The sequence below is a fragment of the Pseudomonas sp. HN2-3 genome, from assembly GCF_020691745.1.
GTDB classification, from domain to species: Bacteria; Pseudomonadota; Gammaproteobacteria; order Pseudomonadales; family Pseudomonadaceae; genus Aquipseudomonas; species Aquipseudomonas capeferrum.
Genome location: NZ_CP085704.1, coordinates 637,911 through 659,806 on the forward strand (window position 1 = coordinate 637,911; position 21,896 = coordinate 659,806).

Sequence of the window (21,896 nt, forward strand, 5' to 3'; positions counted from 1 at the left end):
AAGCCAACCGGTAATCACACAGTGCTTGTCGGGGCATGCCTGGAAGCGCTTAATGGCCGCACAACGACAAAAACAGCAACGAGAACCGGAGGGCCTGAATGCTTGCCGCGAACTCCCGAGCCCATGTCGACTGCGTCAGCCGGGTGCTGAAAAACGCCGATCGCCTGCCCCAGGCGCCGGTGCCGCCGCTGATCCTCGACTCCTGGCGCCGCTCCATGGACCTGTATCGCCTCGATCCAGGCTCGCAGCAGGGGCCACGTATCCTTTCCCAAAGCCTGCTCAACGAATGCCGCGAACGCGCCGAGCTGTTCTTGCGCATCGCCAGCGATGCGGTGGCGCGGCTGCATGAACGGGTGCGCGGCGCCGACTATTGCGTCCTGCTTACCGATGCCCAAGGGCAGACCATCGATTACCGGGTCGAGTCGGCCATCCGCAACGACTGCCGCAAGGCCGGGCTGTACCTCGGCACGTGCTGGTCGGAGGGCGAGGAGGGCACCTGTGGGGTGGCGGCGGTGCTGACCAGCAAGGCGCCGGTCACGGTGCACAAGCGCGATCACTTTCGCGCCGCCTTCATCGGCCTGACCTGCACCGCGGCGCCGGTGTTCGACCCGCTCGGCGAGCTGCTTGGCGTGGTGGATGTGTCCGCCTTGCAGTCCCCGGATGATCGCCGCAGCCAGCACCTGATCCGGCAGTTGGTCGAGCAGACTGCGCGCGAGATCGAAAACGCTTTTTTCATGCACAGCGCCCAGGGCCATTGGGTCATGCGTGCGCATGGCACACCGGGCTACGTCGAGAGCCAGCCGGATTACCTGTTGGCCTGGGATGCCGACGGCCGTCTGCGGGCGCTCAACAGCCTGGCCCGCCAGCGGCTGGTGGAGCGCCTGGGCCGCTTGCCCGAGCATATCGGCGAATTGTTCGACCCGGGCCAACTGCGCTGCATCAACGAGGCCTCGGCGCAACGCCTGCCTGGCTGGGGCGAGCTGTATGGCCGGGTCAGCGCACCGCAACGGCGCCCGCAAACGCAGCGGTTGCGCCAGGCGCAGGATGCGCGCATCGAGCAGCACTTGCGCCTGGCTACGCGGGTCAAGGACTGCAACCTGGCGGTGCTGGTGCAGGGTGAGACAGGCGTCGGCAAAGAGGTTTTCGCCCGTCAGTTGCACCTGCAAAGCCTGCGGCGTGAAGGGCCCTTCGTCACGCTGAACTGCGCAGCCATCCCCGAGAGCCTGATCGAGAGCGAGCTGTTCGGTTATGTGGCCGGGGCATTCACCGGGGCTTCCAGCAAAGGCATGCAGGGGCTTTTGCAGCAGGCTGATGGCGGCACGTTGTTCCTCGACGAGATCGGCGACATGCCGCTGAATCTGCAGACCCGCCTTCTGCGTGTGCTGGCCGAGGGCGAGGTGGCGCCACTGGGAGCTGCGCGGCGTGAGCGGGTGGATATCCAGGTGATCTGCGCGACGCACCGGGATCTGGCGGCGATGGTGGCGGACGGGCGTTTTCGCGAGGACCTGTATTTCCGCCTGGCCAACGCCAGGTTCGAGTTACCGCCGCTGCGGGATCGGGAGGACCGGTTGGGGTTGGTTCATCAGTTGTTGGCCGAGGAAGCGGAGGCGTGCGGTGTCGAGGTGATGCTGGCGGATGATGCATTGCAGGCGCTGTTGCTGTATCGCTGGCCGGGCAACTTGCGCCAGCTTCGCCAGGTGTTGCGCTATGCCTGTGCGGTGAGTGAAGGCGGGTGGGTCAGGCTTGAGGATTTGCCGCAGGAGGTGCGTGGTGATGCGTTGCCCTCTGGCGACCGTAGCCTTTCCAGCCCGGCGCGGCAGCTGTTGCTCGATGCCTTGATCCGGCATCGCTGGAAGCCGGCAGATGCGGCGCGGGCGTTGGGGATTTCGCGGGCGACGTTGTATCGGCGGGTGCATGAGCATCGTATCGAGATGCCGCGGATGAAAGGGTGAGGATTGTTTGGGGGATTGTGCGGTGACGGCGCTCGATCTCATAGGCAACACACCCCTCAAGGCATGCACCTATCAGCATCACCAACTTCCTGCAGCCAATAAAAAACCCCGGCACAAGTCCGGGGTTTTCATCACATCACACTACACAATCACTCCTGGCTAGCCAGTTTGTGCTCGAGGTAATGAATGTTGACGCCGCCTTTGCAGAAACCTTCATCACGCACCAGGTCGCGGTGCAGTGGGATGTTGGTCTTGATGCCGTCGACGACGATCTCGTCCAGCGCATTGCGCATGCGCGCCATGGCTTCTTCGCGGTCCTTGCCGTAGGTGATCAGCTTGCCGATCAGCGAGTCGTAGTTCGGCGGAACCGAATAACCGCTGTAAAGGTGCGAATCGACGCGAACGCCGTTGCCGCCCGGTGCGTGGAAGTGCTTGACCGTGCCTGGGCTCGGGATGAACTTCTTCGGGTCTTCGGCGTTGATCCGGCACTCCAGGGAGTGACCACGGATCACCACGTCTTCCTGGCGGAACGACAGCTTGTTGCCAGCGGCGATGCTCAGCATTTCCTTGACGATGTCGATGCCAGTGACCATTTCCGACACCGGATGCTCAACCTGTACGCGGGTGTTCATCTCGATGAAGTAGAAGTTGCCGTTCTCGTACAGGAACTCGAAAGTACCCGCACCGCGGTAGCCGATCTCGATGCACGCATCGACGCAACGCTTGAAGACTTCCTGACGGGCCTTCTCGTCGATGCCCGGTGCCGGCGCTTCTTCCAGTACCTTCTGGTGACGGCGCTGCAGCGAGCAGTCACGGTCGCCCAGGTGGATGGCGTTGCCCTGGCCGTCGGACAGTACCTGAACTTCCACGTGACGTGGGTTGGTCAGGAACTTCTCCAGGTAGACCATCGGGTTGCCAAACGCAGCACCGGCTTCGGTACGGGTCAGCTTGGCCGAGGAAATCAGGTCCTCTTCCTTGTGCACCACACGCATGCCGCGACCACCACCGCCACCGGCGGCCTTGATGATCACCGGGTAGCCGACGTCACGGGCGATTGCCAGGGCGACTTCTTCGTCTTCCGGCAGCGGGCCGTCAGAGCCCGGTACGGTCGGAACGCCCGACTTGATCATCGCGTCCTTGGCCGAAACCTTGTCGCCCATCAGGCGAATGGTGTCGGCTTTCGGGCCGATGAAGGCGAAACCGGATTTTTCTACCTGCTCGGCAAAGTCGGCGTTTTCAGCCAGGAAGCCGTAGCCCGGGTGGATCGCGGTGGCGCCAGTGACTTCGGCGGCAGCGATGATCGCCGGGATGTGCAGGTAGGAACCTTTGGAGGGCGCAGGACCGATGCAGACCGACTCGTCTGCAAGACCCAGGTGCATCAGTTCGCGGTCAGCCGTGGAGTGCACGGCGACGGTCTTGATGCCCAGCTCTTTGCAGGCACGCAGGATCCGCAGGGCAATTTCCCCGCGGTTGGCGATCAGGACTTTTTCGAGCTTCGCAGACATCGTTGGCTCTCCGCGGTTCAAACGATGGTGAACAGCGGCTGGTCAAACTCAACCGGCTGGCCGTCTTCTACCAGGATGGCGTCGATGACACCGCCGAACTCGGCTTCGATGTGGTTCATCATCTTCATGGCTTCGACGATGCACAGGGTGTCGCCCTTTTTCACCGACTGGCCAACTTCAGCGAAGTTCGGCGAGGTCGGCGATGGTTTGCGGTAGAAGGTACCAACCATCGGCGAACGCACCACGGTGCCTTTCAGGGCCGGGGCAGCGGCTTCGGCGACCGGGGCAGCAGCAGCGGCAGCGGCCGGGGCAGCTACAGGGGCGGCAGCCATCGGGGCCGGTGCGTAGAACTGTTGAGCTGCTGGGGTCTTGCTGTGACGGCTGATACGGACCGACTCTTCGCCTTCCTTGATCTCCAGTTCGTCGATGCCAGACTCTTCCAGCAGTTCGATCAGTTTCTTGACTTTACGGATATCCATTAATCATCAACTCCCAAGGTTCGGTCAGGGGGCGTAATTGAAAACGTGTCTAGAACGTTTCTCTCAAACCCCGGCCCACTTAGGCCAGGGTCTCTGTCATCAGGGCTGTGCGTTGGCAGCCAGTTGTTCCAGCGCGGACTCCAGGGCCATGCGATAACCGCTGGCGCCCAGGCCGCAAATCACCCCTACGGCCACATCGGAAAAGTAGGAGTGGTGGCGGAACGGTTCGCGTTTGTGCACGTTGGACAGGTGCACTTCGATGAATGGGATGCTCACCGCAAGCAATGCGTCACGTAATGCGACACTTGTGTGGGTGAAAGCAGCCGGATTGATCAGGATGAAGTCCACACCCTCGTTGCGTGCGGCGTGAATACGGTCGATCAGTTCGTATTCGGCATTGCTCTGCAGGTATTGCAGATGGTGGCCTGCGGCGCGGGCACGTTGCTCCAGGTCCTGGTTGATCTGGGCCAGGGTCACGGCGCCGTAGTGGCCCGGCTCGCGGGTACCGAGCAGGTTGAGGTTGGGGCCGTGAAGCACCAGTAGCGTAGCCATCTGCGGATTCCTTGGATTTGTAGGGCAATTCGACACAGCGCGGCGAGTGTGCCGCAAAGCGACGGCAAGTGTCCAGTTCCCGGCAATAGCCAGCACGATGTCCGAGATTCGCGCGAAGTATGTGACCGGATGATTAAATCCGGTCACTGTGCCGAGGATTTTCTGCGGCCCGCCGGAAGTTATAGACCGAGTTTGCCGCGCACGCGCGCCAGAACCTCGGCAAAATCGCCGGCGTTTATCTCGCCAATGACCCGATCGCTGGTCATTTCGCTGCCGTTCGCTGCAAAGAACAGCAGCGCGGGCGGGCCGAACAGTTGGTAGCGATCGAGCAGGGTGCGCTGCTCGGCATTGCTGTCGGTGATGTCGAAGCGCAGCAGCTTGAACGCGCCCAGCTGCGCTTGGACCTGCGCGGCGTTGAGCACTTCGTGCTCGATCACCTTGCAGCTGATGCACCAGTCGGCGTACCAGTCGAGCAGCACCGGCTGGCCGGCGGCCTTGGCCTGGGCCAGGGCGGCGTCCAGCGCGGCGGGGGTAGTGATGGTCTGCCAGGCATCCGCGGGGGCGGTAGGGCCAGCACTGCCAGCAGCCACGCCGGGCGCCGGCAAGGGGCGCAGCGGGTCGCCCTGGCCATTGAGCGCCCCGTACCAGCAGGCCAGGGCGTAAACCAGCAAGGCCAGGCCCAGCAGTTGTGCCAGGCGCTGGCGCGGGGTTTTGATAACGAACTCCACGGCGCCGAGGAACACCGCCACACCGCCGGCCAGGAAGCCGACCAGCAGCAAGGTCAGCGGCCCGGGCAGTACGCGGCTGAGCAGGCCGATGGCCAGGCCCAGCAGCAGCACACCGATGGCGTTTTTCACCGTGTTCAGCCACGGGCCGCTCTTCGGCAGCCAGGCCGCGCCGCCGGTGGCAACCAGCAGCAGCGGCGCACCCATGCCAAGGCCCAGGGCGAACAGCTTGAGCGCACCGCCCAAGGCATCACCACTGGCGCTGATATAGAGCAGGGCACCGGCCAGCGGTGCCGACACGCAGGGCGACACCAGCAGGCTGGAAAGTACGCCCAGCACCGCTGCGCCGAGCAACGAGCCACCCTTGGTGCGGCTGGCGACGTTGTCGAGGCGGTTGCTCAAGGCTTGCGGCAGCTTGAGCTCGAACAGGCCGAACATGGCCAGGGCGAACACCACGAAAAACAGCGCGAAGGGCACCAGCAACCAAGCCGACTGCAGGCGCGCCTGCAGGTTGAGGCCGGCACCGAACAGGCCCATCAGCGCGCCCAGTACCGCGAAGCTGACCGCCATCGGCAGGATGTACGCCAGTGACAGCGCCAGCCCGCGCAGCCCACCGACCTGGCCGCGCAGGACCACGCCCGAGAGAATCGGCAGCATCGGCAGTACGCAGGGGGTGAAGGTCAGGCCGACGCCGGCGAGGAAGAACAGCAACAGCGATTTCCAGTTCCAGCCCTGTTCACCGGCCGCCGGCGCTACAGCGGCGGCACCGCCTTCGCCGTCGATGCTCAGGCGCTCGGTTTCCGGCGGGTAGCACAGGCCCTTGTCGGCGCACCCCTGGTAACCCACCAACAGGGTGAACGCGCGTGAGTCGGTGCGGGGTAGTTCGATGTCGAGCACACCGTGATACACCTCGACGTCACCGAAGAATTCGTCGTGCTTGGCTTCGCCCTTGGGGATGTTGGGCGTGCCCAGGGCCACGTCGGCCGGTTCCGTGCGGAACTGGAAACGGTGGCGGTAAAGGTAGTAGCCGTCGGTGGCGACGAAGCGCAGTTTGATGTGCTGGGCGTCGGCCTGGATCAGGCTGAGCTTGAAGGCTTCGTGAACGGGCAGGAAATCTGCGGCGTTGGACAGGGAAGCGGCGCCGAGGGTGGCGCTTGGGCGGTTGTCGAGCAGGCCCGTAGCGAAGGCAGGGCTGGCCAGCAGCAGGAACAGCAGGAGAAACAGGCGGCGCATGGCGGACTCGCGAGGTGGAACGTGCTGGGCATGATAACGGAGTTGGTCTGGATTTGGCGTGTGGCGTCTGGGCGAGCGACACATGGCCGCTGTTGCTTGTATCGCCTGTACCGGCCCCACAGGCAGACGATCAGACCCTGAACGCACGCACAGCCGTGCTCAGCTCGCTGCCCAGGTTCAGCAATTGCTCGCCTTGCTCGCGCCCCTCGCCAATGCGCTGCAAATTGTCCTCACCCAACGCATGAATCCGCTCGCTATGGTCGCGAATCTCGCTCACCGCGCCGCTCTGCTGTGCCGTGACATCGGCGATGCGCACTGCGGTATCGGCAATGGTGCCAATGGCGCGGACAATTTCGTCCAGCGCGCCGTCAGCGGCCTGGGCCTGGCTGGCAGTGGCCTCGGCATGTTCGAGTTGCGCCCGCATGCCCGCCACCGAGCCCTTGGCCGCCTGCTGCAAGCGGTCGATCAGCGCCTGGATCTCGCCCGTCGCACCGGTGGTGCGTTGTGCCAGGGAGCGCACTTCGTCAGCCACCACGGCAAAGCCGCGGCCCATTTCGCCGGCGCGCGCAGCTTCGATCGCGGCGTTGAGGGCCAGCAGGTTGGTCTGCTCGGCAATCGAGCGAATCACCGTCAACACACCACCAATGGTGGCAGACTCTTCGGCCAACTGTTCGATCATGCGGGCATTGCCCTGCACCTCGTCGACCAGCTCACGCAAACCGGACAAGCTCTGGCCGATCACCGTCTGGCCGCGTTCCACCGCACGCCCCGCATCATGGCTGGCGTCGGCGGCGGCGCTGGCATCGCCGGCCACTTGCTGGATGGTGGCCTCCAGTTCAGCGAGCGCGTCGCGGATTTGCCCCGTATCGCCGGCCTGGCGCTCGGCCCCGTCGTGCAGGGCGGCACTCATGCCGGCCAGGGCGTGGCTGCTGCCGGCCACCTGCTCGGCGTTGTGGCGCAGGGTGCCGACCAGGGCCACGAGGTACTGGCGCAGGCGGTTGAGCGATTCCTGGATGTCGTGCAGCTCGCGGTTGGTCTTGCCCAGGGCGATGGGTTCGGCGAAATCGCCCTCGGCCCAGTGCGACAGGGCCGGAGCCAGGCTGGTCAGGGTTCGCGCCAAGCGCCGCTGCAGGGTGTCGATGAGCAGGGCGATCAGCAGGATCAGGCCGATCATCAGGCCTTGGCTGATACGCACTTCGGCGGCGATCCGGGCATGCTCGCCGCGGACCTGCGGCTCCAGCCCGGCGATGGCCTGTTGCACCGCTTCCAGGCGCTGGCCCGCGCTGGCGGCCAGGGCGGCGCGGCGTTCGATCTGCTCGCGGGTGCGTTGCAGTTCGGCCGGGTAGCGATTGAGCAGGCTTAGCAGTTCGCGCTTGAGGCCGACGGCGAGGTCTTCCTGCTGCTCGCTGGCTTGGGTCTGCAGGCCCATCATGGCGGCGAAATCGTCGGCATTGGACTCGGCCGCTCGGGTCACGCCAAGCAACGGCAGGCTGTCGATGGCCTGGGCCTGGGCGCGGATCAGTTGCAGTTCGCGCTCCACTTCATCGGCCAGTTCAGGGCGGCCACTGCTGACCAGCTTGTCGCGTGCCAGCGACAGGCGCCCGAGGTGCACGGTGGCGTCGAGTAGCGGCAGCAGGTAGCGGTCGGCCTCGGCACTGCTGCTGTCCCGGGCGTAGCCGGCCAACTGTTCGAAGTTGGCCCCCAGTTCGCGCTCGGCCTGCAACAGCAGCGCTTGCGGGTCACCGGCCAGCTTGCCGGCCGCCAGCAGTTCGTCGGCGGTAAAGGCCTGCAGGCTGTCGAGGCTGGGGCGCAGTGTGCCGGCCAACGCCTCGGGCCATTCGGCCAAAGCCGCCTGCAACTGCTGGTTGGCCTCCATGGCGGCGGCGTGGCGCAAGGCGTCACCGCTGCCCAGGTAGGCCTGGATGTTGCGCGCTGCCTGGTTCTGGAACTGCTGGGACAGGCCCAGGTAGCGCTCCATCATCTGATAGGGGCGCTCCAGGGCACGCTGCGACCACCACAGGGTCGCGCCCAGGGCGATGCAGACGGTCACCAGCAACAGGGTGTTGAAATTGGTCAGCCACTTCAGGCGCATAGCCGCGAACTTCCTGCGGGGAGTGGGAGAAGTAAGCGCCTGAAGTTATTGCGGTTTTGTTACGCAGTGATGACGGCTGGGGCTCGCTGAGAGAAATAGATGGCATTTGGCCTTTATCGGCCCCTGCAAAGGCCTAGGGTTCGACCCGCACCACGCAGTTACGCCCCGCATGCTTGGCTCGGTACAACGCCTCGTCAGCCGCACTGGCCATGGTCAGCGCATCCAGCTCATCGTCCAGTTGCACCACGCCTGCGCTGAACGTGCAGTTCAGGTCACGCGGCTGCGCCGGATAAAGAATTTCGGCAAACCGCCGCCGGATCTCGTCCAGCACCTTGTGCGCGGCATCCAGTGCGGTATTGGGCATGACGATGGCGAACTCTTCGCCACCATACCGGCCAATGAAATCGGTCTTGCGCAGCCGTTGCTTGAGGAACAGTGCCAAGCTCTTGATCACCCGGTCGCCCATCGGGTGCCCGTGGCGGTCGTTGATCTGCTTGAAACGGTCGATATCGAGCATGGCGAAGCTCAGCGGCTGCTGCTCGCGCCGGGCGCGGTAGCAGCAGTCTTCGAGCAATTGCAGGATATGGGTGTGGTTGTACAGCCCGGTGAGGCTGTCGCGGACCATGCGTGACTTGAGGTGGCGGGCACGGGCGGCGCGGTTGCGCACGGTGGTGATCAGGTGACGCGAGCGAAACGGCTTGGTCAGGAAGTCATCGCCGCCCTCGCTCATGGCATCGAGCTGCTTGTCCAGGTCGTCCTCGGCCGACAGGTAGATGATCGGCACACTGACGTAGCGGTCATTGTGGCGGATCACCTTGGCCAGCTCCGGGCCGGTGCAGGCCGGCATGTACAGGTCGAGGATGATCAGGTCGGGCTGGAAGTCGGCCAGTTCCGCCATGGTGCGGATCGGGTCGGTCAGGCTGCGGGTGATCATGCCCGCGCTGGCGAGCACGCGCTCGGTGTGCAAGGCCTGGGTGCGCGAATCGTCGATGATCAATACCCGCAACGGGTCGTGCGGGGTCGCGCTGGTCAGCAGTTCGACCTTTTCCAGCAGGCTGGAGGCTTCCAGCGTGCCGGTGAGGAACTCCTTGCCGCCGGCGCGCACCGCCGCCAGGCGGGTAGGGGTATCGGTTTCGTGATGGCTGAAGAACAGCAGCGGAATGGGCTGCGGCAATCCCTGCTGAGCCTGGGCCTGAGCTTGGGCTGCCAGGAGCAGGCCCTGGCCGCTACCGGTGAAGTCCACGTCCATGACGATGGCCGAAGGCGGGCATTCACTGAGCGATGCGTGGAAGGCATCGGCACTGAACAGGGGCTGCACGCCAAGGCCGAAGAACTCCAGCTGTTGGGCCAGGCGCTGGGCACGCTCGTGGTCCTGCAAAAGGATGTACACCGGCTTGCGCAGGGGCAGCGGCACCTGGTTGAGCGGGTCATCCTTGCGCAGGCCGGTACGCGACAGGTGCTGGGCGGGGCACTGCTGGCTCGGATCGACTGCTTGGCTCATGTCCTGGCTACTTTTGGGTGGGTGGTATGCAGGTTCGATGATGGCTCTATGCTAGCAGCTCTTTACCTTTGGGTGAGTGCCCTCCATCAACAAAGGGTTTAGAACGAATATTCAGTTACCGACCCACTGGTCGCTTATGCGTACGGCAGTGTCTGCTTTATAGTGCAGCGACGCGGGCTTGCCGTGGCACCCTGGCGCACGCCTGTGGTCAAAGCCCCTGAACCGTCGAGACTGATTAAGGACAATGCCATGCTGGACTGGAAAAACCGCGAGGCCAAAGCCGAACCCCGCGAGCGTGTTGATGGCCGTGGCGCCGCCGCCCGTAGCTACCTGGGCGGGCTCTGGAGCCGTGCTCTGGGTACCCTGATCGGCCTGTACCTGCTGGTCTGCATCGGCCTGGGCTGGTACTGGAGCCAGGAGCCTGAGCTGTTCCCGGTGCAGCAGAACGCCCAGACCGCGGCCGAGCGCAATGGCCAGCAGATGGTGGTCGGCTACACCACCATCGAAACCCTCAAGACTGTCGCCGGTACCCTGCTGAACAAGCCGGGCGGTTACATCTCCAACGACCGCTTCCCGCCGGGGCTGTGGATGGACAACATGCCGAGCTGGGAATACGGCGTGCTGGTTCAGGTCCGCGACCTGTCCCGTGCCCTGCGCAAGGACTTCGCCCGTTCGCAGTCGCAGTCCACCGAAGACGCCGACCTGGCCAAGGCCGAGCCGCGCTTCAACTTCGACAACAAGAGCTGGATCCTGCCGTCGAGCGAGTCGGAATTCGAAGAAGGCATCAAGTCGCTCAACCGCTACCAGACCCGCCTCGCCGCTGGCGACAAAGGCGCGATCTTCTACACCCGTGCCGATAACCTGAACAACTGGCTGGGCGATGTGGCCACCCGCCTGGGTTCGCTGTCGCAGCGCCTTTCGGCCAGCGTTGGCCGGGTCAAGCTCAACACCACCCTGAAGACCGAGTCGGTGCAACCTGGCCAGGCGCCGCAGGTTGACGAGGAGGTGGTCGAAACCCCATGGCTGCAGATCGACAACGTGTTCTATGAGGCCCGTGGTCAAGCCTGGGCGCTGTCGCACCTGCTGCGTGCCATCGAGGTCGACTTCGCCGACGTGCTGGCGAAGAAGAACGCCACCGTCAGCGTGCGCCAGATCATCCGTGAGCTGGAAGCCTCGCAGGAAGCGCTGTGGAGCCCGATGGTGCTGAATGGCAGCGGCTTTGGCATGTGGGCCAACCACTCGCTGGTCATGGCCAACTACATCTCCCGCGCCAACGCTGCGGTCATCGACCTGCGTCAGCTGCTGTCGCAGGGCTGATAGTGGTCATCAGCACCAAGGAAGCCGCCCACCGGGCGGCTTCCGACCGTGAGCTGGTCGCCTGGGTCGACGAGGCCGATCAGGTACTGGGTGCCCTGCCCAGGGCTGAACTGCGTGAGCGCGGCCTGATCGGCCGCTGCACGTTCATCTTGCTGTTCAATGGTGCCGGTGAGTTGTGCGTGCACCGGCGTACTTTGAGCAAGGCGCTGTACCCTGGGTATTGGGATGTGGCAGCAGGCGGCATGGTGACGGCGGGCGAGGGGTATGCCGAATCGGCAGCCCGGGAGTTGGCCGAAGAGCTGGGTGTCGATGGCGTCGCGTTGCGCTTTCATGAGCGCTTCTACTTCGACCAGCCTGATAACCGCTTGTGGTGTGCGGTGTATTCGGCGGTGTCCGATGCGCCTTTGCGCTTGCAGCCGGAGGAGGTGAGCGAGGCGCGGTTCATCAGCCTGGAGCAGGCCCAGGCAGAAAGCCTGGGCATGCCGTATTGCCCGGACTCGTTGGCGGCGTTGCAGCGGTATAGAGCCAGTCTGTAGGTGCGGGTTTAGCCGCAAGAGGCCGTCCCAGACACCTGCGTTTCATGGCAAGGGCTACGCCCTTGTTCGTGGGTAAACCCGCTCCTACACAAGCCCCCGATTTATCGTTACACTGCGCGCCCTTTTCGGGCTGCCGCAGGATCTTGCGGCAGTAGCGCCGCCCCTGCCAGAGTGGGGCTTCGCGGTCGGCTCCCGCCGACCAGTTTTTGTCCTCAGCACAGAGGAACAAAAGTGGCCAAGAAAGCTTCTTCCTTCGCCGCCCTTGGCGGTCTCGTTTACTCCACCGATGCCGGTCGGCACTGCCCCGACTGTGGCCAGCCGGTGGATGCCTGCACCTGCAAGCAGCAAGTCGTCCCCGAGGGGGATGGTACTGCCCGTGTGCGCCGTGAAAGCAAAGGCCGCGGTGGCAAGACCGTGACCACTGTCACCGGCGTGCCGCTGCCCCTCGATCAGCTCAAGGAGCTGGCCACCACGCTCAAGCGCCGCTGCGGTACCGGTGGCGCCTTGAAGGACGGGGTTATCGAGATTCAGGGCGACCATGTCGAGCTGTTGATCGGCGAGCTGACCAAACAGGGTTTCAAAGCTAAAAAGTCCGGCGGCTGAGGCCAGCGCGCGATTTTTTGCCCAGTGCTTTCTAAACTCGTTCCTGTTGGCAGGGTCTACCCCTGAACCGGACGAACCGTCATTTTCAGCTTTTACACTGCGCCGGCCCTTTTGTTGGGGCAGTGTCTTCGACTTATCTATAGGGGACTTGAATGTCCGTACGACGCACACGCAAAGACGATGGTAGCCAATGGACCGTGGCCGACAGCCGCAGTGTTTACGGCATCCGCCATTGGGGCGCTGGTTATTTCGCCATCAATGAAGCCGGGCGCGTCGAAGTGCGCCCCAATGGCCCCCAGAGCGCGCCGATCGACCTGTTCGAGCAGGTCGACGAGCTACGCCAGAGCGGCCTGTCGTTGCCGTTGCTGGTGCGCTTCCCCGATATCCTGCAAGACCGCGTACGCCAGCTGACCGGTGCGTTCGACGCCAACATCGCGCGCCTGGAGTACCAGAGCCAGTACACCGCGCTGTACCCGATCAAGGTCAACCAGCAGGAAGCGGTGGTGGAAAACATCATCGCCACCCAGAATGTCTCGATCGGCCTTGAGGCCGGCTCCAAGCCTGAGCTGCTGGCGGTGCTGGCGCTGGCGCCGAAGGGCGGCACCATCGTCTGCAACGGTTACAAGGACCGCGAGTTCATTCGCTTGGCGCTGATGGGCCAGAAGCTGGGCCACAACGTGTTCATCGTCATCGAGAAGGAGTCCGAGGTCGCCCTGGTGATCGAGGAGGCCGCCGAGCTGAAGGTGAAGCCGCAGGTGGGCTTGCGTGTGCGCCTGTCTTCGCTGGCTTCGAGCAAGTGGGCGGACACCGGTGGCGAGAAGTCCAAGTTCGGGTTGTCTGCCGCCCAGCTGATTTCGGTGGTGCAACGCTTCCGCGATGCCGGCCTGGACCAGGGCATCCGCCTGCTGCACTTCCACATGGGCTCGCAGATCGCCAACCTGGCCGACTACCAGCACGGCTTCAAGGAAGCCATCCGTTACTACGGCGAGCTGCGTGCGTTGGGCCTGCCGGTCGATCACATCGACGTCGGCGGTGGCCTGGGTGTGGACTACGACGGCACCCACTCGCGCAATGCCAGTTCCATCAACTACGACATGGATGACTACGCCGGCGTGGTGGTGGGCATGCTCAAGGAGTTCTGCGACGCGCAGGGCCTGCCGCACCCGCACATCTTCTCCGAGAGCGGCCGTTCGCTGACCGCGCACCACGCCATGCTGGTGATCCAGGTGACCGACGTCGAGAAACACAACGACGACGTGCCGACCATCGAGAACAAAGAGGCCCTGCCGCAGACCGTGCAGTGGCTGGCCGACCTGCTCGGCCCGACCGACATCGAGATGGTCACCGAGACTTACTGGCGCGCCACCCACTACATGGGTGACGTGGCGGCGCAGTATGCCGATGGCAAGATCAGCCTCGCCGAGAAGGCCCTGGCCGAGCAGTGCTACTTCGCCGTGTGCCGTCGCCTGCACAACTCGCTGAAGGCACGCCAGCGTTCGCACCGTCAGGTGCTGGACGAGCTCAACGACAAGCTGGCCGACAAGTACATCTGCAACTTCTCGGTGTTCCAGAGCCTGCCGGACACCTGGGCCATCGGCCAGGTGTTGCCGATCATCCCGCTGCATCGTCTGAATGAGGAGCCGCTGCGTCGTGCGGTGCTGCAAGACCTGACCTGTGACTCCGACGGCAAGATCAACCAGTACGTCGACGAGCAGAGCATCGAGACCAGCATGCCGGTGCATGCGCTCAATGAGGGTGAGGACTACCTGCTGGGCGTGTTCCTGGTCGGCGCCTACCAGGAGATCCTGGGCGACATGCACAACTTGTTCGGTGACACCGACTCGGTGAACATCTACCAGAACGCCGATGGCAGCGTGTACCACGCCGGTATCGAGACCCACGACACCATCGAAGACATGCTGCGTTACGTGCACTTGTCGCCGGAGGAGTTGATGACTCACTACCGCGACAAGGTGGCCAGCGCGAAGATCAGCGCGCGTGAGCGGACCCAGTACCTTGATGCCTTGCGCCTTGGGTTGACCCGCTCTTCGTACTTGTCTTCGTGATCGTTGGGGCCGCTTAGCGGCCCTTTCCGACCGGGCCGGCGCCCCGGCAAGGCCGCTCCTGCACGGGATCGCGGTGCTTTTGTAGGAGCGGCCTTGCGTCGCGAAATGAGGGCGAAGCCCTCACCGAGGTCACACCCGGTCTTTACCTGCTGACATCGGCTGGGTGCAGAACGTCGGCATATCTGGCAACGGGGTTACCATGATCGGGCACTACGCAAAGAAGACGATGTAAAAGCCGCCGCGCGTTACATCGTCGCCAATCCCATGCGTGCCGGTCTGGTGCAGCGTGCTGGCGAGTATTCACATTGGGATTGTGTGTGGCTGTAGGTCAGCAGGTGAGGGCTGCGCCCTCATTTCGCGACGCAAGGCCGCTCCTACAGGCATCGCATAACCGCTGTAGGAGCGGCCCCGGCACTACCGAACCTACAACCCTGCACGGGATCGCGGTGCTTTTGTAGGAGCGGCCTTGCGTCGCGAAATGAGGGCGAAGCCCTCACCGAGGTCACACCCGGTCTTTACCTGCTGACATCGGCTGGGTGCAGAACGTCGGCATATCTGGCAACGGGGTTACCATGATCGGGCACTACGCAAAGAAGACGATGTAAAAGCCGCCGCGCGTTACATCGTCGCCAATCCCATGCGTGCCGGTCTGGTGCAGCGTGCTGGCGAGTATTCACATTGGGATTGTGTGTGGCTGTAGGTCAGCAGGTGAGGGCTGCGCCCTCATTTCGCGACGCAAGGCCGCTCCTACAGGCATCCGGCACTACCGAATCCACAACCCCTTTTGCTGCAACCGCCACCCAACCCACCCCAGCGTCACCGCCCGCAGCGCCATGAAGCCAAGAAACGCCAGCCACAACCCATGGTTGCCAAACCCGCTCATGCCCCACGCCACCGGCAGCGCAATCACCACCGAAACCAGCATCGCATTGCGCATTTCCCTGGCCCGCGTGGCGCCGATGAACAGCCCGTCCAGCAAGTAACTCCACACCGCCACCACCGGCAGCACCGCCAGGTACGGCAGGTACGGGTAAGCCGCTGCCCGCACGCTGTCGATATCGGTCTGCAGGTCGATGAACAGATGCCCCCCCAGCAGGAACAACACGGCAAACCCGACGCTGGTGATCAGCGACCACCCACACGCCACGACCAACGCGCGGCGTAGGCTGGTGTGGTCGCGCGCACCAATGGCGTGCCCGCACAAGGCCTCGACAGCATGGGCCAGGCCATCGAGGGCGTAGGCGGTCAGCAGCAGGCCATTGAGCAATAACGCGTTGGCGGCCACCGTCGCTTCACCCAGGCGTGCGCCTTGCACGGTGATCAACAGAAACACCAGCTGCAAGGCCAGGCTGCGCAGGAAGATATCGCGGTTGACGGCCAGCAGTGGCCGCCATGCCTGCCAGCGCTTCAACGCCGCCCAGGCGATGTGCCCAGGGTAGGCGCGCAGGGCCGGGCGGGTCAGGGCCAGCCCCAGCAGCGCGGCGCTCCATTCGGCGATCACCGACGCCCGCGCCGAACCCAGCACCCCCCAGTCCAGGCCGAGTACGAACCACAGGTTGAGCACGATGTTCAGCAGGTTGGTCGTCAGCAGAATGGCCAGCGGCGCCCTGGCATTCTGGGTGCCCAGGAACCAGCCGACCAGCGCGTAGCTGGCCAATGCAGCAGGCAGCCCGAGCAGGCGAGTGTGGAAGAAATCTTCGGTGGATTGCTGCAACGCCGCGCTGGGCTGCATCGCATGAAGTGCAAGCTGGCTGAAGGGCAGCGCCAGCAGGCCGATGATCACGGCAAAGCCCAAGGCCAGCAGCAGCCCTTGCACCAGCACCTGGCGCAACGCTGCGCCGTCGCCGCGGCCGGCAGCCTGGGCCGCAAAACCGGTAGAGCCCATGCGCAGAAAGCCCATCAGGCCGACCATGAAGGTGAACAGGGTGGCGCCCACCGCCACTGCGCCCAGCTGATGGGCATGGGGCAGGTGGCCAATGACGGTGCTGTCGACCAGCGCCACCAGCGGTACCGAGATATTGGAGAGGATCATCGGTGCGGCCAGGCCCCAGACCTTGCGGTGGGTAGGGCGGTCGCGCCAGTCGGTGGTCAGGGAGCTCATCGGTGTCCTAAGGTCATGGGGGCAGCGTTTGCAGGCCACAGTGTACCGGCCAGGCAACCAATGCGCGCGAACGCGGTCTCACCTGGCGCTCGACTTCGGGTGATGCGCCCGGCGTTGCGCTATAGTTGCTGCCCTCACGTACACGCTGCCAAAGAGTTCCCACACCATGTTCAACAAAGGATTGTTGCTGGCCTGCGCGCTGGCGTTGCTCAGTGCTTGTGACTCATCTGCGCCGGACAAACCGGCGCCGGCTGAGAAACCGGCAGCCACCACGCCCGCCGAGGTGCAACCGGCCAAGCGCGAGGACCCCGCCGTGCTCGCCAAGCGCTACGAGGGCCGCGCGCTGACGGTGCTGGATGTCTCGGAAGTGCAGCTCGATGGCGCCAGCGCGTTGTCGATCAGCTTCTCGGCGCCGCTGGATGCCAAACAGGACTTTGCCGCCAAGCTGCACCTGGTCGACACTGTCAAAGGCAAGGTCGATGGTGCCTGGGAACTCTCCGACAACCAGATGGAGCTGCGCCTGCGCCACCTCGAGCCGCAGCGCAAGCTGGTGCTGACCGTCGACAAAGGCCTGCTGGCGGTCAACGGCCAGCAGCTCGACAGCGAGTCGGTGACCCGCCTGGAAACCCGCGACATGCAGCCGACCATCGGCTTTGCCAGCCGCGGCTCGCTGCTGCCCACGCGCCTGGCCGAAGGCCTGCCGGTGATCGCCCTCAACGTCGACAAGGTCGATGTCGAATTCTTCCGCGTGAAGCCCGAGATGCTGTCGACCTTCCTGGTCAACTGGGGGCGCAACAGCAGCCTGTATTCCTACCAGTCCAAAGAAACCCTGGCCATGGCCGAGCTGGTCTACAGTGGCCGTTTCGACCTCAACCCGGCGCGCAACACCCGCGAGACCGTGTTGCTGCCGATCGCCGGGATCAAGCCGCTGCAGGCGCCGGGTGTGTACCTGGCGGTGATGCGTGCTTCTGGCACTTACGATTATTCGCAGCCGGCCACCCTGTTCAGCCTCAGCGACATCGGCGTCTCTGCGCACCGCTTCCGCGACCGCCTCGACGTGTTCGCCCAGGCCCTGGAAGGGGGCAAGGCGATGCAGGACGTCAACCTTGAGATACACGATGAGAAGGGCAAGCTGTTGGCCCAGGCCAAGACCGATGGCGAAGGCCACGCCCAGCTGCCGATCACGCCCAAGGCCGATACCTTGATTGCCACCCAGGGCGTGCACACCACCTTGCTGCGCCTGAACACCGCAGCGTTGGACCTGGCCGAATTCGACATCACCGGCCCTCAGGCCAACCCTTTGCAACTGTTCATCTTCGGCCCCCGCGACCTGTATCGCCCCGGCGAGACCGTGCTGCTCAACGGCCTGCTGCGCGATCAGGATGGCAAGCCGGTCAAGGCCCAGCCCGTCAGCGTGGAAGTACGCCGCCCCGATGAGCAGGTCAGCCGCAAGTTTGTCTGGGAGGCCGATGGCAATGGCCTGTACCAGTACCAGTTGCAATTGGCCAGCGAAGCACCGACCGGTCGCTGGCAATTGCTGCTCGATTTGGGGGGCGGGCGCAAGCAGGTCTACGAGTTTCTTGTCGAAGACTTCCTCCCCGAGCGCCTGGCGCTGGAGCTCAAAGGCAGCAGCACGCCGCTTGCGCCTGATCAGGATGCGCACATCCAGGTCGATGGCCGCTACCTCTACGGCGCACCTGCCGCAGGTAATCGCCTGAGTGGCCAGGCCTACGTGCGCCCGTTGCGCGAAGCAGTGCCGGCGCTGCCGGGTTACCAGTTCGGCTCGGTCACCGAAACCGAGCTGAACCAGGACCTGGAGCTGGACGAGGTCACCCTCGACCAGGCCGGCAAGGCGGTGGTCGATATCGAAAGCCGCTGGGCCGAAGCCCGCTCGCCGCTGCAACTGACCGTGCAGGCGAGCCTGCAGGAGTCCGGTGGCAGGCCGATCACCCGTCGCCTGGAACAGCCGATCTGGCCGGCCGAGCGCTTGCCTGGCCTGCGTGGGCTGTTCGAGGGTGAGGAGACCGACAGTGACGGCCCGGTGGAATTCGAGTTCCTGGTCGCCGACCGTGACGGCAAGAAGCTTGCGGCCAACGACCTCAAGGTGCGGCTGATCCGCGAACGCCGTGACTACTACTGGAACTACTCGCAGAGCGACGGCTGGAGCTACAACTTCAACGAGAAATTCCTCACCCAGAGCGAGCAGACCGTCAGCGTCAAGGCCGGCTCGACCGCCAAATTGTCGTTCCAGGTCGAGTGGGGCCCTTACCGGGTCGAAGTCGAAGACCCGGAAACCGGCCTGGTCTCCAGCGAGCGCTTCTGGGCCGGCTACCGCGCCCAGGACAACGCCGAAGGCGGCGCGGTGCGCCCCGACCAGGTCAAGCTGGCCCTGGACAAACCCTCCTACGCCGATGGTGCCTCGGCCAAGGTCACGGTAACGCCGCCGGCAGCCGGCAGCGGCTACCTGATGATCGAGTCCAGCGATGGCCCGCTGTGGTGGCAGGAAATCGACGTGCCGGCCGAGGGCAAGACCTTCGACGTGCAACTGGACAAACAATGGGCACGCCACGACTTGTACATCAGCGCCCTGGTAATTCGCCCCGGCGAGCGCAAGGCCAATGCCACGCCTAAACGCGCCGTGGGCGTGCTGCACCTGCCGCTGGACCGGGCCGAGCGCAAGCTCGCGGTCAGCCTGCAGGCACCGGAAAAAATGCGCCCCAAGCAGCCGCTGACGGTGAAGTTCAAGGTGGCCAAGGCCGATGGCAGTGCACCCGCTGCGGGGCAACAGGTGCATGTGCTGTTGTCTGCGGTTGACGTGGGCATCCTCAACATCACCGACTTCAAGACCCCCGACCCGTTCGCCAGCCTGTTCGGTCGCAAGGCCTATGGCGCTGACCAACTGGACATCTACGGCCAGTTGATCGAAGCCGGCCAGGGCCGTCTGGCCAGCCTGGCATTCGGCGGTGACGCCGCCATGGCCAAGGGTGGCAAACGCCCCAACACCACGGTGACCATCGTCGCGCAGCAGAGCCTGCCGGTGACCCTGGACGACAAGGGCGAAGGCCAGGCCACGGTGGACATCCCCGACTTCAACGGCGAGCTGCGGCTGATGGCCCAGGCCTGGACCGAGGATCACTTCGGCATGGCCGAGGGCAAGACCGTGGTCGCCGCGCCGTTGATCGCCGAACTCTCGGCGCCGCGCTTCCTCGCCGGCGGCGACCGCACCAGCCTGGCGCTGGACCTGGCCAACCTGTCCGGCCAAGCCCAGCAACTGAATGTCGAAATCAGCACCGAAGGCCAGTTGAGCCTGGCCACCAGCGCTGTGCAAAGCGTTGCCCTGGCTGAAGGCCAGCGGTCCACGCTGATGATCCCGGTGCAGGCCCAGGGTGGTCTGGGCCAGGGTAAGGTGAAGGTGCGCGTCAATGGCCTGCAATTGCCGAACGAGCCGGCCACGGCCTTCGAGCGTGAGTGGACCTTGGGCGTGCGCCCGGCCTACCCGGCAATGCTCAAGCACTACCGGGTGGCGCTGAAGGACCAGCCATGGGCGTTGCCCGAGGCTGACCTGGCGGCCTTCGAACCGGCGGGCCTTGAAGCCAGCCTGGTGGTGTCGAGCCGGCCGCCGCTGAACCTGGCCGAACAGATCCGTGCCCTCGAAGCCTACCCGTATGGTTGCCTTGAGCAGACCACCAGCGGGCTGTACCCGTCGCTGTACGCCGATGCCGAGAGCCTCAAGCGCCTGGGCATCAAGGGCGAGCCGGCCGATGTGCGCAAACGCAAGATCGAGATGGGCATCGAGCACCTGCTGGGCATGCAGCGTTACAACGGCAGCTTTGGCCTGTGGAGCTCGGACAGCGAGGAGGAGTACTGGTTGACCGCCTATGTCACCGACTTCCTGCTGCGTGCCCGTGACCAGGGCTACGGCGTGCCGGCCGAAGCGCTGAAGAAAGCCAACGAACGCCTGCTGCGCTACCTGCAGGAACGCAACCTGATCGAGGTCGACTACAGCGAGAGCGCCGACCATACCCGCTTCGCCGTGCAGGCCTATGCTGCGCTGGTATTGTCGCGCAACCAGCAGGCACCGCTGGGCGCCTTGCGCGGGCTGTTCGAACGCCGCGCCGACGCCCGCTCGGGTCTACCGCTGGTGCAACTGGCCGTGGCGCTGGACAAGATGGGCGACAAGCCGCGCGCCGAGCAGGCCTTGCAAGCCGGGTTGGGCATCAGCCGCAGCAAGGGCTGGATGGCTGACTACGGCAGCACCCTGCGTGACCAAGCGTTGATCCTGGCGCTGTTGCAGGAAAGCAACCTGGCCAGCAACCAGGTCGACCAACGCTTGTTCGCGCTGTCTGACGAGCTGGCGGCCAACCGCTGGCTGTCGACTCAGGAACGCAACGCGCTGTTCCTTGCCGGCCGTGGTTTGCTCGGCAAGCCGGAGGGCAAGTGGCAGGCGCGGCTGGACAGCGCAGGCGAAATCCGCGAGCTCGACAACGCAGCGTCGGGCCTGAAGCTCGAAGGCCCGTTGTTGGCTTCGCCGTTGACGGTGCAAAACGAAGGCAGCGAAACGCTTTACCAGCAGCTGACCCTCTCTGGCTACCCACGCCAGGCGCCATCGGCTGGCGGCAATGGCATGGAGATTCGTCGCGAGTACCTGGGCATGAACGGCCAACCACTGGACCTGCACAACCTGCGCAGTGGCGACCTGGTGTTGGTGCACCTGGCGCTCAAGGCCAAAGAGCGTGTGCCGGATGCGTTGGTGGTCGATTTGCTGCCGGCGGGGCTGGAGCTGGAAAACCAGAACCTGGCACAGAGCGCCGCCAGCCTGGACAACGCCAGCAGCGCGGTAAAGGAGTGGCGTGAGTCGATGCAGAATGCCAGCGTGGTGCATCAGGAGTACCGTGATGACCGTTATGTGGCCGCGCTCAAACTCGATGGCTATAGCACCACGCACCTGCTGTACTTGGCACGGGCGGTAACGCCGGGCACCTATCGCGTGCCGCCGCCGCAGGTCGAGTCGATGTACCGGCCGAACCTGCAGGCCGTGGGCGAGGGGCAGGGCGAGATGACCGTCAACGCCCGCTAAGCCACTGCTGCCCCGCGTGCTTGGGTTGTTGTAGGAGCGGCCTTGCGTCGCGAAAGGGCCGCAGCGCGGCCCCAGCGATATCAAGGTTAACGCCGAAATCCTGGGGCCGCTCTGCGGCCCTTTCGCGACGCAAGGCCGCTCCTACACACACCCAAAA

13 protein-coding genes and 2 pseudogenes are annotated in these 21,896 nt (G+C 64.5%); 8 read left to right on the forward strand and 7 right to left on the reverse strand.

Annotation, left to right across the window (positions count from 1 at the left end; all coding sequences use genetic code 11):
• Positions 1-98: 98 nt before the first annotated feature.
• Positions 99-1,952 (forward strand): sigma-54-dependent Fis family transcriptional regulator, encoded by a 1,854-nt coding sequence (locus LJX93_RS02890; RefSeq protein ID WP_033703399.1) that lies wholly within the window; start codon positions 99-101, stop codon positions 1,950-1,952.
• A 149-nt stretch (positions 1,953-2,101) separates the two neighbouring features.
• Here LJX93_RS02890 and accC read toward each other — a convergent pair whose 3' ends face one another.
• From accC to LJX93_RS02920, 6 genes are all read right to left on the reverse strand, one after another.
• Positions 2,102-3,457 carry an acetyl-CoA carboxylase biotin carboxylase subunit gene (gene accC / locus LJX93_RS02895; RefSeq protein ID WP_033703398.1) on the reverse strand — a complete coding sequence of 452 codons (1,356 nt, stop codon included), beginning with the start codon at positions 3,455-3,457 and terminating at the stop codon, positions 2,102-2,104.
• 17 nt (positions 3,458-3,474) lie between these two features.
• On the reverse strand, positions 3,475-3,936 hold the full coding sequence (accB, locus tag LJX93_RS02900) for an acetyl-CoA carboxylase biotin carboxyl carrier protein (RefSeq protein ID WP_033703397.1): 462 nt from the start codon (positions 3,934-3,936) through the stop codon (positions 3,475-3,477).
• Between the two features lie 99 nt (positions 3,937-4,035).
• Positions 4,036-4,488, reverse strand: coding sequence for a type II 3-dehydroquinate dehydratase (aroQ, locus tag LJX93_RS02905; RefSeq protein WP_033703396.1), 453 nt, complete (start codon positions 4,486-4,488; stop codon positions 4,036-4,038).
• Between the two features lie 179 nt (positions 4,489-4,667).
• The gene (locus LJX93_RS02910; RefSeq protein ID WP_186660665.1) at positions 4,668-6,446 is read right to left on the reverse strand and encodes a protein-disulfide reductase DsbD; all 1,779 of its coding nucleotides are present in this window, start codon (positions 6,444-6,446) and stop codon (positions 4,668-4,670) included.
• A 130-nt stretch (positions 6,447-6,576) separates the two neighbouring features.
• Positions 6,577-8,538 carry a methyl-accepting chemotaxis protein gene (locus LJX93_RS02915; protein WP_227696739.1) on the reverse strand — a complete coding sequence of 654 codons (1,962 nt, stop codon included), beginning with the start codon at positions 8,536-8,538 and terminating at the stop codon, positions 6,577-6,579.
• 133 nt (positions 8,539-8,671) lie between these two features.
• Positions 8,672-10,039, reverse strand: a complete 1,368-nt coding sequence (locus tag LJX93_RS02920) for a diguanylate cyclase (protein ID WP_033703393.1) — start codon at positions 10,037-10,039, stop codon at positions 8,672-8,674.
• Positions 10,040-10,288: 249 nt separating this feature from the next.
• On the opposite strand from LJX93_RS02920, the gene LJX93_RS02925 reads away from it, so the two are divergent.
• From LJX93_RS02925 to LJX93_RS02950, 6 genes and pseudogenes are all read left to right on the forward strand, one after another.
• Complete coding sequence (locus tag LJX93_RS02925; protein WP_033703391.1) at positions 10,289-11,356, forward strand: DUF2333 family protein; 1,068 nt, start codon at positions 10,289-10,291, stop codon at positions 11,354-11,356.
• A 2-nt stretch (positions 11,357-11,358) separates the two neighbouring features.
• Complete coding sequence (locus LJX93_RS02930) at positions 11,359-11,892, forward strand: NUDIX hydrolase (protein ID WP_033703390.1); 534 nt, start codon at positions 11,359-11,361, stop codon at positions 11,890-11,892.
• A 231-nt stretch (positions 11,893-12,123) separates the two neighbouring features.
• Positions 12,124-12,495, forward strand: coding sequence for a translation initiation factor Sui1 (locus tag LJX93_RS02935; RefSeq protein WP_033703388.1), 372 nt, complete (start codon positions 12,124-12,126; stop codon positions 12,493-12,495).
• A 152-nt stretch (positions 12,496-12,647) separates the two neighbouring features.
• Positions 12,648-14,561, forward strand: a complete 1,914-nt coding sequence (gene speA / locus LJX93_RS02940) for an arginine decarboxylase (protein ID WP_033703387.1) — start codon at positions 12,648-12,650, stop codon at positions 14,559-14,561.
• A 153-nt stretch (positions 14,562-14,714) separates the two neighbouring features.
• A pseudogene (locus tag LJX93_RS02945) lies at positions 14,715-14,888 on the forward strand (transposase); the annotation flags it as partial.
• Between the two features lie 199 nt (positions 14,889-15,087).
• Positions 15,088-15,261 (forward strand): annotated as a pseudogene (locus LJX93_RS02950) (transposase); the annotation flags it as partial.
• A 63-nt stretch (positions 15,262-15,324) separates the two neighbouring features.
• On the opposite strand, the gene LJX93_RS02955 reads toward LJX93_RS02950, so the two are convergent.
• Positions 15,325-16,662 carry an MATE family efflux transporter gene (locus LJX93_RS02955; RefSeq protein WP_033703386.1) on the reverse strand — a complete coding sequence of 446 codons (1,338 nt, stop codon included), beginning with the start codon at positions 16,660-16,662 and terminating at the stop codon, positions 15,325-15,327.
• Positions 16,663-16,828: 166 nt separating this feature from the next.
• On the opposite strand from LJX93_RS02955, the gene LJX93_RS02960 reads away from it, so the two are divergent.
• Entirely contained in the window at positions 16,829-21,739 is a 4,911-nt protein-coding gene (locus LJX93_RS02960; RefSeq protein WP_047583496.1) for an alpha-2-macroglobulin family protein, read from the forward strand.
• The last annotated feature ends 157 nt before the right edge of the window (positions 21,740-21,896 follow it).